This is a genomic window from Pseudoalteromonas sp. SG41-5 (assembly GCF_014164495.1).
In the GTDB taxonomy this organism is placed as follows: Bacteria; Pseudomonadota; Gammaproteobacteria; order Enterobacterales; family Alteromonadaceae; genus Pseudoalteromonas; species Pseudoalteromonas rhizosphaerae.
In genome coordinates this window covers 37,144-48,380 of record NZ_JACJFH010000032.1, presented here as the reverse complement: position 1 = coordinate 48,380, position 11,237 = coordinate 37,144, and the positions used below count along the sequence as shown (strand labels likewise).

The 11,237-nt window shown below is 41.8% G+C and carries 10 protein-coding genes; 6 read left to right on the top strand and 4 right to left on the bottom strand.

Annotation, left to right across the window (positions count from 1 at the left end; all coding sequences use genetic code 11):
• Positions 1-13: 13 nt before the first annotated feature.
• On the bottom strand, positions 14-718 hold the full coding sequence (locus H5232_RS10545) for a 2OG-Fe(II) oxygenase (RefSeq protein WP_145238009.1): 705 nt from the start codon (positions 716-718) through the stop codon (positions 14-16).
• A gap of 31 nt (positions 719-749) precedes the next feature.
• On the opposite strand from H5232_RS10545, the gene H5232_RS10540 reads away from it, so the two are divergent.
• Positions 750-1,148, top strand: coding sequence for a thioesterase family protein (locus H5232_RS10540; RefSeq protein WP_182718911.1), 399 nt, complete (start codon positions 750-752; stop codon positions 1,146-1,148).
• A gap of 7 nt (positions 1,149-1,155) precedes the next feature.
• On the opposite strand, the gene glpD is transcribed toward H5232_RS10540, so the two are convergent.
• The 3 genes from glpD to H5232_RS10525 form a co-directional block, all read right to left on the bottom strand.
• Complete coding sequence (gene glpD, locus H5232_RS10535) at positions 1,156-2,649, bottom strand: glycerol-3-phosphate dehydrogenase (RefSeq protein ID WP_182718912.1); 1,494 nt, start codon at positions 2,647-2,649, stop codon at positions 1,156-1,158.
• 47 nt (positions 2,650-2,696) lie between these two features.
• A complete protein-coding gene (gene glpK / locus H5232_RS10530; protein WP_182785386.1) occupies positions 2,697-4,199 on the bottom strand; it encodes a glycerol kinase GlpK in 1,503 nt (500 codons plus the stop codon).
• A gap of 175 nt (positions 4,200-4,374) precedes the next feature.
• Positions 4,375-4,620, bottom strand: coding sequence for a YdcH family protein (locus H5232_RS10525; RefSeq protein ID WP_145238021.1), 246 nt, complete (start codon positions 4,618-4,620; stop codon positions 4,375-4,377).
• Positions 4,621-4,888: 268 nt separating this feature from the next.
• Between H5232_RS10525 and H5232_RS10520 the strand changes: the two genes are divergently transcribed.
• From H5232_RS10520 to astD, 5 genes are all read left to right on the top strand, one after another.
• Positions 4,889-5,470 carry an aminodeoxychorismate/anthranilate synthase component II gene (locus H5232_RS10520; RefSeq protein WP_149980481.1) on the top strand — a complete coding sequence of 194 codons (582 nt, stop codon included), beginning with the start codon at positions 4,889-4,891 and terminating at the stop codon, positions 5,468-5,470.
• A gap of 57 nt (positions 5,471-5,527) precedes the next feature.
• Positions 5,528-6,688 carry an HDOD domain-containing protein gene (locus H5232_RS10515; RefSeq protein ID WP_145238027.1) on the top strand — a complete coding sequence of 387 codons (1,161 nt, stop codon included), beginning with the start codon at positions 5,528-5,530 and terminating at the stop codon, positions 6,686-6,688.
• Between the two features lie 696 nt (positions 6,689-7,384).
• A complete protein-coding gene (locus H5232_RS10510) occupies positions 7,385-8,590 on the top strand; it encodes an aspartate aminotransferase family protein (RefSeq protein ID WP_149980483.1) in 1,206 nt (401 codons plus the stop codon).
• 88 nt (positions 8,591-8,678) lie between these two features.
• Positions 8,679-9,695 carry an arginine N-succinyltransferase gene (gene astA / locus H5232_RS10505; protein WP_145238033.1) on the top strand — a complete coding sequence of 339 codons (1,017 nt, stop codon included), beginning with the start codon at positions 8,679-8,681 and terminating at the stop codon, positions 9,693-9,695.
• Positions 9,696-9,710: 15 nt separating this feature from the next.
• Complete coding sequence (astD, locus tag H5232_RS10500) at positions 9,711-11,180, top strand: succinylglutamate-semialdehyde dehydrogenase (RefSeq protein ID WP_182740846.1); 1,470 nt, start codon at positions 9,711-9,713, stop codon at positions 11,178-11,180.
• Positions 11,181-11,237: the final 57 nt, after the last annotated feature.

The following is an 11,237-nucleotide window of genomic DNA, read 5'->3' as shown; positions in this document are numbered from 1 at the left end:
TACCGCTTACCGCTTAGGCCTGTGGCTGCCCGTATATTTGTTCTGCGCGGTTAAACAGCACCCACGACGTTAAAATATATTTATCATTCGACACAGGTTTATTACCGCGATGAGTATGAGTAAAGTAGCCTGGGGCAATCACCATAGTGCCTTTTTTCGGAGCTATCTTACGATTTTGATAATAAAACTCGGTTTCACCGCCTTCTTCAACATCGTTTAAATAAAACATAAATAACAATACTCGATGCAGTGCTTCGTTATGGTGTAACTGTGGGTACACTTCACTATGCCAATACGGGTAGCCGCCTTTGTTAACTTCGTATTTTTGCGCTTGGATATTACCGAGTCGAAAAATTTGCTGTACCAATAAAGGTAATTGCGGTTTACCTACCTCGTCAAAATTAGCTTGCGTTAAATCAACAGGTTGTCCTGTTTGGGGGTGGTACACTTTTAAACCAAACGCCCCAATCATTATAAAAATATGTTCTTCAATGTAGTTAAAAACATATTGTGCAGTAGTTTGTTGAATATGTTTTAATTGCTCAGCGTATTCAGGATGATTGTTTAAGTGTAAGTCGTGGCTATCTTTTTTATTAAGATCTATGCCGCCTGATGTCATCCCTTGTTTTATATGCGGGCTTTGCGAAAAGGTGGTGATAAAGTTATCGCAAAAGTCATTACTGAGCGCGTTGTCATACACGCGGATAAAGTCCGTCATGAGTTACCTGTTTAATTATTATTGGATTATTATGTTTACTGAAAAAGTGATGCCGCGCTTTAGCGAAACGGATGCACTCGGACACATCAACAATACCGTACTCCCTGTTTGGTTTGAAGCCGCACGTGCACCTATTTTTAAATTTTTTACCCCCGATTTAAATCCTCACGATTGGAAGCTTATTATTGCTAAAATTGAGGTGTCGTTTGTAGGTGAGTTGTTTTACTCGCATGAAGTAAGTATTAAAACATCGGTAGAGCATATTGGCAGCAGCTCATTTGTGCTTCGCCAAGAGGCGTGGCAGCAAGATAAATGCTGCGCAATCGGTAAAACAGTGCTGGTACGTTACGACTTTGCCGCTAAAGCTAAGCAAGCTTTATCTAGTATTGAAAAAGCAGCCTTAAATGAGCATTTTATTGCAGCTTCTTAATGTGTAGTTAGTAATTTAAGGTGCGCAAGTAGTTATCTAAAGCGGTGACTTGCGCTTTACTAAAGCGTAGCCCGAGCTTTGTTCTACGCCACAATATGTCATCGCTGGTTTTTGCCCACTCTTTGGCAATTAGGTAATCGACTTCTTGAGCGTATAGACCATGGCCAAAATGACAACCTAAGTCAGCCAATGCACTGCAATTACCTAGCAGTGCATTAGTTAGCGTGCCATAGGAGCGTACCAGCCTATTTAATAATAACTCAGGCAACCAATTGTATTTTACTTGTAGTTGCGTTATTAACGTCGCTTTTTCACTAAAATCTCCGCCTGGTAACGGCGCGCTTTTTGTCCACGCTTCAGTCATATGAGGATAAAATAGCGCGAGTTTGTCCACAGCATTTTCTGCCAGTTTTCGATAAGTAGTTATTTTTCCGCCAAACACACTTAACAAAGCAGCCTGATTATCATCATTATTTAATATCAGCTTATAATCGCGGGTTACAGCTTGAGCATCTGCTGAGTGGTCATCGAGTAATGGCCGTACGCCACTGAATGTATGTACTATATCAGTCGCTTCAATCGGGGTTTTAAAGTAATGATTAGTAATATTGATTAAGTAACTAATCTCTTGTTCGCTAATTTTTACATCTTTAATGGTGCCGGTATATTCTTCATCCGTAGTACCAATCAAGGAATAGTCATCTTCAAAAGGAATGACAAAAACAATACGTTGATCTTCATTTTGGAGAATATAGGCACATGGCTCGTCATGAATACGTGGCACCACGATATGGCTGCCTTTGACTAAGCGAATATGCTGTGGTGATGGCTGAATAAATACATTATCAAACAATGAAGCAACCCAAGGGCCTGCGGCATTAACAATGCATTTGGCTTTGATTTGTAGTTGCTGCTGGGTCGTTTGTTGCGCTAGAGTTACATCCCAATGTTCAATATTGCGCTGTGCCTTGATACAACGAGTACGCGTTGCTATGGTTGCTCCGTGTTGTTCGGCGGCAAGGGCGTTTAAGATCACTAAACGCGCGTCATCTACCCAGCCATCAGCATATTCAAACCCTTGTGTAATTGATGCATTTAGCACACTGTCTTTTGTGAAAATAATCGACTTGGAAGCGGGTAGCGTGTCTCGTTTTCCTAGATGGTCGTAAATAAATAATCCTAGGCGGATCATCCATGGCGGCCGCAAATGTGACTGATGAGGAAGCCTAAACGAGAGCGGCCAAATAATATGCGGTGCTTTTTTTAATAACACTTCACGCTCTAGCAATGCTTCTTTTACTAACCTAAATTGATAGTGTTCTAAATAGCGCAGCCCGCCATGAATAAGCTTACTGCTGTTTGATGAGGTGGCTGAGGCTAAATCGTCTTGCTCACACAATAATACTTTCAAGCCTCTACCACTTGCATCTGCTGCAATACCAGCACCATTAATGCCACCGCCAATGACAAGTAAATCATATTCGTTATCGAGTAACTGCACGGGTGAACCTTAAAGTTAGTTGTTAATGCCAGATTATATTAACGCGATTAGCCGTCATTCTGCGGATTATTAGCAAGCGTCACTTGCGCAATACAATGTAGCCATTTTGCATATAAATCGTTACGCTCAAAGCTACTCATAGTTGGCTCAAAGCGGCGGTCACATCGCCACATAGTTGCCAGTTGTGCTGTTGATTCATAAACACCACTTTGCAGGCCTGCTAAATAGGCGACGCCAAGCGAGGTGGTTTCGGTTAAGGTGGGGCGCTCAACACTCGCACCTAAAATATTAGCTAAAAACTCCATAGCCCAATTATTATTAGCCATACCGCCGTCAACGCGCAAGATGCTGGGGCGCAAGCCATCCCCTTCCATCGCTTTTTGTAAATCTTTAGTTTGATAACCCACTGATTGCAAAGCTGCAGCGACAATCGTACTAATACCTGAATCTCGAGTAAGCCCTAAAATAGCACCTCGGGCATTGGCATCCCAATAGGGAGCGCCTAAACCTGTAAAAGAGGGCACTAAAAATACCCCATGATCTAAGGGAACACCTTTGACGAGGGCTTCACTTTCTCCCGCGCTTTCTAATAATTTCAAGCCCTCTACAATCCACTGCATGGTGGCACCTGCCATAAAAATACTGCCTTCAATGGCATACGTAGGTTTGCCGTTAAGTCTATATGCGATGGTGGTTAATAAGCGATTGTTTGACTTTAGTGCTTTATCGCCGGTGTTAAGCATTAAAAAACAGCCTGTTCCGTAGGTGCTTTTTGCCATACCTTCTTCAAAACAAGCTTGGCCAATTAAAGCGGCTTGCTGATCACCCGCTATGCCGTTAATTGGAATTTCACCACCAAATAACTCGCTGCTAGTAACACCAAAGTCAGCCGCTGAGTCCATTACTTCAGGTAGCATCGAGGCTGGAATATCAAATAAGGCGAGTAAGTCTTCATCCCAGCATTGCTGGTGAATGTTAAACAGTAATGTGCGAGAGGCATTGGTTGCATCGGTTTTGTGTACTTTACCATCGGTTAATTGCCATAGTAAGTAGGTGTCTACCGTACCAAACGCCAGCTCACCTGCTTGTGCTTGCTCTTTAGCGCCAGTGACGTTATCTAAGATCCAACGAATTTTGGTGGCAGAAAAGTACGGATCGAGTAATAAGCCGGTTTTATCATTGACGGTTTTACTGTGCCCAGCATCGCGCAAACTATCACAGTACTGGCTAGTGCGTCGATCTTGCCACACAATCGCGTTGTAAATAGGTTGCCCAGTTTTTTTACTCCACACTAAGGTGGTTTCTCGTTGATTAGCAATGCCTATGGCAATAATGTCGGCAGCCGTTACCCGTTGCTGCGCCAATACGTTTTTAACGCTCGCGAATACGGTTTGCCAAATATCTACAGGATCGTGTTCAACCCAACCATTTTGCACAAAGTGCTGCGGGAAAGTTTGTTGGGCTGTGCCAAAAACCTCGGCATCTTTGGTGTATAAGATGGCGCGAGAGCTCGTCGTTCCTTGGTCAATCGAGAGTATGTATTTGCACATAAAATATAATGTTATTTAACTTAGATAAAGATAGCTTGTCTCTAAGCTAAACGAATAGCAATGCTTTTGCACCATAATGGATGTAATTTTAGGCAAATAGGATGAGTGAAAGGGAGTTAAGGCTCAGTGCGGGCGCTTAGTTTTAAATAAGCGCCAGATATATATAATATAATTATTAGTTGGCAGCATCAGCTAATTGCTGATGGAGCCAATCTTTTAATGCCATTCTATCGTGTTTTAATTGATGCATTGCTTCATCATCAATAGGGGCATCTTGTAACTCCAGGACACGGATTTCTTTATCAATTGCATTGTATTGCTTTGCCCTTGCCGCGAACTCTTCATTATCAGTGTTGAGCTTAGTGATAGTGCTTTGGTATTCAGGGAAATCTTTAGTTAATGAATGATCTTCGCCTAACATAGGTCGCTCCTTATTAAAGCGTGTTACATATTAATCTCGATAGATAAACACGCATGGGTTTTAGTCAAATTAAATGCTCTGAGGCGTTTTGCCAATACAATAGAGCTTGGGCTGATTTAAAATAAATCAACATCAAGCTCAGTATTATCGTTATTAAAGTAATTTCCCTTTGCCTGAATACAAAACACTGACACTCGTGCGGGCTTAAGTTAGAATATGAACGCAGGCAGTTGCCTGCAAACAATTTCTATTTTGAGTGCTTTATTACATGCTTTTAATGATCGATAACTACGACTCGTTTACCTACAATTTGGTACAGTATTTTCAACGTTTAGATCAAGAGGTGCTAGTAAAGCGCAATGATGAGATCTCGGTTAGTCAAATTGCCCAGTTAAACCCTCAGCATATCGTGATATCTCCCGGCCCATGCTCACCAAATGAAGCGGGTATATCTTTGGAGCTTGTTGAGCAACTAAAAGGTCAATTTCCAATTTTAGGTATTTGTTTAGGTCATCAAACAATAGCACAAGCATTAGGTGCGAACATTGTTAGGGCAAAGCAAGTGATGCATGGCAAAACATCGCCAATTTATCATGCTAATCAAGGTGTATTTGCCGGCTTACCAAATCCATTAACAGTTTGCCGTTATCATTCGTTGGTTGTTGAACAAGATAGCATTCCTGATGAGTTGCAAATCACCGCTTGGACCGAAACTGAAAGCGGCCAGTTAGATGAAATAATGGGCTTAGTTCATAATAGCTTAGCGTTAGAGGGGGTACAATTTCACCCAGAGGCAATTTTAACGCAGCGAGGACTTGAATTACTTGCTAACTTTTTAACTCGGTTCTAGGCTTATGCTAACAAACCTAGTAGCTCCCCTTAATTTATTTATAAAAGATAACTATTAATGACAGATGAAATACGCCAACAAAGGACAGCTAAGGCATTAGAGCAGCGAGCCCATGACTTGTTGCTTGGACATAGCTTTGCGCAACGTCAAATTGGCTATATTCATACTCTAGATATAAATTATGGTGAGGCGATGAAGCAGCGCACCTTACTTGAGGTTGAAGTTGCTGCGCAAAAAATACGTAAACTCTCCAGTACTTCGCATCATAAGTACCGCGCTCAAGCCAGCCAGCAGTTACATCAAGTTATTGATACCGCCATGAACAAGCAGTTAGCCGATATTGATACGGTACTACATGAAACCATTGGTATTGAAGATAATGTCCCCGCGATTTTAGACATACTTGCGGTAAAATCAGCATCGGTAGGGCGCCTTGAGCCATTAGTTAAAGATTTAACTTGGTTAGGACGTGAGTTAGTTGCTTTTGTGAATTTGCCTTATTATCGCGCGCAGCGCAATAAACATACTTCGGTAAAAGTTGATAATCCCTCTTTAGCTCTGCGTTATATTGGTTTAGACAACTTACAGTTTGTAGTGCCTACCTTTGCGGTACGTCATTGGATGCCACACAGCACCGAACCATTTCCATTATTGAAGCGTCGCCTACGCGATAACTCAATGGCTTGCGCGATTGCGGCGCAAGAGTTGGCTAAGCTCAATGGTATTAATGAAGTACATGCATTTACTTTGGGTATGTTACTCGATGTTGGCAAGATAGCTTTGATTCGACTCTATTTACGTACATTCGAACGAGTGTGGCAGCGCAAAGTAACCCTTGCCCGAGAAGACCAACATAAAGATCTTCACACCGCATTGTTAGAGTTAAAACCTGATCCGTTATTTTTAAGTACTTTACTTAATCAGCATGCGCTAAAAGTCACGGCGACGGTGATTGATAAAATGGCGTTTCGGTATTTACCTTTTAATGCTGTGTTATCGCAGTTGATTAATGGTGTGTCCAAAGGGGATTCACTATTGCCATTAGCGATGTTAATGCAAAAGGCACGTTGTTATAGTCAATGTGTTACTTTGAGCGAACATCAGCTGGTGGAAAGTGATGAAAAATCACTCTGGTTTGATTACGTTGGGTTATCAAAACAGGAACTAGAGCAGCTTGAAAAAACCAATTTGCAGCACTTTCATATTAAAATTGACTAGGGCGTGTTTATCTTTCGAGGTTGAATTTGCAGCAGTGTGTTTGGTATTTAGGCAAGGCAGAGCCTATGTAGTGTGGTTGTTCCCCATAAATAGGCGATAACGCAGCATCAATGCCAAACACGCGCTGCCCGAAGGGTTCTTCCTAGGGGCGATTAACTCTTTGTTACTTACATGGATGTAAGTAAGGGGCGTGAGCAGGACGCGGAAGCTTTGCTCAATTTTTACTTAGCCCACTAGGTTACAAATCTCGCGCCGTGATTAAATCGCCCCTAATTTGAACAAATTTTAATCCTGAAAGGTCAACACGCCCTTATTTCATAAATTTTTTGTTAATTTTTTTACGACTATTCATTCATCATTAATATCTACTCTTACCCATATTTTATCTTGCAAAGCTCTGCCTGGTGGGTGGTGGGGCAGCGATATAGAATAAACAACCCCATAATTCGTTATTCAGATAGTTATTCACTATCTCTGAAATTATATCTCAAAGCCTTTAATAACAAGGGCTACATGAAAGTTTTATAAGAGACAATAACGAAAAACTCTGAAATAATGATTATCTGAAAATTGAACCAGAGAGTATTTTTTGGCGATGTGAGCTATGCTGATTTACGCCAAAGGAGATGGTACAACAGTCTATCATCAAGCCTATTTTTTAAACTTTCTGTAGGATCACAATTAAGAGGATATAAAATGACAGTCAATCGCGAATTATTTGATCAAGTAATGGTTCCTAACTACGCACCTTCAAGCGTTATTCCTGTTCGTGGCGAAGGCTCACGTGTATGGGATCAGCAAGGTCGTGAATATATCGATTTTGCCGGTGGTATCGCTGTTAACTGTCTAGGTCATTGTCATCCAGCATTGGTTAAAGCATTAAAAGAGCAAGGCGAAAAAATCTGGCACCTATCAAATGTAATGACTAATGAGCCAGCACTTCGTTTAGCTAAAAAATTGGTAGATGCTACATTTGCTGAAAAAGTATATTTCGCCAACTCAGGCGCAGAAGCAAATGAAGGCGCACTAAAATTAGCGCGTCGTGTTGCGCTTGAAAATTTTGGTGAGCAAAAATCGCAAATCATCGCTTTCAATAAAGGTTTCCATGGCCGTACATTCTTTACTGTAACCGTGGGCGGTCAAGCTGCTTACTCTGATGGTTTTGGTCCTAAGCCGGGAGATATCGTACATTGTGACTATAACGATTTAGCCGCATTTGAAGCACTAATCTCTGATAACACATGTGCGGTAATGATGGAGCCATTACAAGGTGAAGGCGGCATTATCTCTGCTACTGACGAGTTTGCTCAAGGTGTACGCCAGTTATGTACTAAACATAACGCATTACTTATTTTTGATGAAGTACAAACTGGTGTCGGTCGTACTGGCGATCTTTATGCATACCAAGGGTTAAATGTAGTACCTGATATTTTAACTACTGCAAAAGCACTTGGCGGCGGTTTTCCAATTGGTGCAATGATCACCACGACAGAGATTGCTAAGCACCTTAAAGTCGGTACTCATGGTTCTACTTATGGCGGCAATCCGTTGGCATGTGCTGTTGGTGAAGCAGCCTTTGATACTGTGAATACACCAGAAGTATTAGCTGGCGTAAAAGCAAAGTCAGCATTGTTTAATGAATTACTAACTGCAATTAACGATAAGTACAACGTTTTCTCGGAAATTCGTGGTCAAGGTTTATTAATTGGTGCTGTGGTTAATGAGCAGTTTAAAGGTCGTGCTAAAGAGTTTTTAGTAGCAGGAACCGCTGAGGGTGTGATGTCGTTAGTCGCGGGTGCCGATGTGGTGCGTTTTACTCCATCTTTAGTGATCCCTGAAGCGGATATCCGTGAAGGGATGGCGCGCTTTGAAAAAGCCGTAGCCAACGTTGTGAACGGTTAATCAACACCTCTAATCATAATAAGGGCAAGTAGCAAGCTTGCCCTAATATTCTTAATTTACCGTTATTTATAAGGGAGCAAGCGGACTCATGATGATCCTTCGCCCAATCCAGCAATGTGATTACCCAGCTTTATTGAAAATTGCCCACGAATCAGGACATGGTTTTACCTCTTTACCTAATAACGAAGAGTTATTACAAAAGAAGATAGCTCATTCAATAAGCTCATTCGCAAAAAGTGCATCTCATCCGGGTGATGAAGGTTACTTGTTTGTTCTTGAAGATAGCGAAACAGGTGAAGTAGTCGGTACCTCAGCAATTGAAGCTGCGGTTGGTTTAGATGATGCGTTTTATCACTATCATTTAAGTAAAGCTATTCATTCATCTCGTACATTGAATGTTTATAAAGCGGTTGATATTTTAACCTTGTGTAATGATTACACTGGAGCAACTGAGCTTTGTACGCTGTTTTTAAAAGATGGTTACCGTAAAAATAATAACGGTAAGCTGCTTTCAAAAGCACGTTTTATGTTTATCAAGCAGCACCAAGAACGCTTTGCTGAAACCGTAATTGCAGAAATGCGCGGTGTTTCTAACGAACACGGCAGTAGTCCATTTTGGCAATGGTTAGAAGAACACTTTTTCTCGATGGATTTTCCAACAGCTGATTACTTAACCGGTATCGGCCAAAAAGTGTTTATTGCTGAACTAATGCCAAAGTACCCAATTTACGTCAACTTATTAAGTAAAGAGGCGCAAGCCGTGATCGGCAAGGTGCACAATAATACGCGCCCTGCGATTGAACTACTGAAAAAAGAAGGCTTCACCTTTAATGGCTACGTTGACATTTTTGATGCTGGCCCAACGGTAGAAGCAAAAGTAGATAATATTGCAACTATTCGTAATGCCAAAAACTTTACCGTAAAAATCGGTGAAAACAGCGGCGAGACGGCTATCATGCTAGCGAATGACAAACTCAATGATTTTAGAGCAACCGTTGCACAACTAAACCTTGATGAAACAAGCTCTGAGTTGACTTTGCCACAGGCAATGGCCGATGCACTGCACTTACAAGCTGGCGATATAGTTACCGCAACACGTATATAATTTAGGAGAAAGTACATGACTCATCCTGCACAATTTATTAATGGTCAATGGTCGCAAGGCCTAGGCGATGCATTTAATTCAGTAAACCCAGCCAATAACGAAATTATTTGGCAAGCAAACTCAGCCACCAGTGAGCAAGTAGACACCGCTGTTAACTCTGCGCGTGCAGCATTTTATAGCTGGGCTGATAAATCATTTGCAGAACGTTTAGCGATTGTAAAAACTTTTGCCGAAACCCTAAAAGAGCACAGCGAAGAGCTTGCTGTTGTAATAGCCCAAGAAACGGGTAAGCCGTTATGGGAAACTCGCACTGAAGCGGGTGCTATGGTCGGTAAAATAGCTATCTCTGAAAAAGCATTTTTAGAGCGCACTGGCGACGTAGAAAACCCAATGCCGCAAGGTCGTGCAATGATCCGCCATAAACCACATGGTGTAGTGGCGGTATTTGGCCCTTATAACTTCCCTGGTCATTTACCTAATGGCCATATTGTGCCTGCACTTTTGGCGGGCAATACCGTGGTGTTTAAACCATCGGAGCTAACTCCAGCTGTTGCTGAGCTAACGCTTAAGTTATGGGAAAAAGCAGGTTTACCAGCAGGGGTTATTAACCTAGTACAAGGCGAAGTAGCCACAGGTAAGGCTCTTGCTGCTCACAAAGGTATTGATGGCTTATTCTTTACCGGTTCATCACGCACAGGCCATATTCTGCATGAGCAGTTTGCCGGTCAACCAGGTAAAATCTTAGCATTAGAAATGGGCGGTAATAACCCGCTTATTATTACTGATGTTGCTGATACTAAAGCCGTTATTCACGATATTATTCAATCAGCATTTATCTCAAGTGGCCAACGATGTACCTGTGCACGCAAGCTGTTTTTACCAGCAGGTGAGCAAGGCGATGCTATTTTAGCCGGTTTAATTACCGCGACTAAAGCCATCAAAGTGGGCAACTACGATGATGTAGAGCAACCGTTTATGGGCTCGATGATCTCATCAGCTGCGGCTTCTGGTATGGTAAAAGCACAGCAACAACTCGTTGAGCTTGGTGCTGAAGTATTGGTTGAGCTTAAGCATACTGAAAATACAGGTTTTGTAACGCCTGGTATTATTGAGTGTACAGATGTTGCTAACTTCCCAGATGAAGAGCACTTTGGTCCACTATTAAAAGTATTCCGCTTTACAGATTTTGATAGTGCGATTGATAAAGCCAACGATACCAGCTTTGGTTTGTCTGCGGGTTTACTCAGTGATAATGCGGCAGATTACGACCATTTTTTACGTCGTATCCGTGCTGGTATTGTTAACTGGAACCGCCCAATCACCGGTGCCTCAAGTGCAGCTCCTTTTGGTGGTATTGGTGCATCAGGTAATCATCGTGCAAGTGCTTACTATGCAGCTGATTATTGCGCATACCCAGTTGCCTCTGTTGAACTTGAAAAAGTAGCAATGCCAGCAACATTAAGCCCTGGCTTAAAAATCGATTAATCGATTTTGGTCAAATAGTAATAAATAACTAAAAAAGCAGCCAAGGCTGCTTTTTTT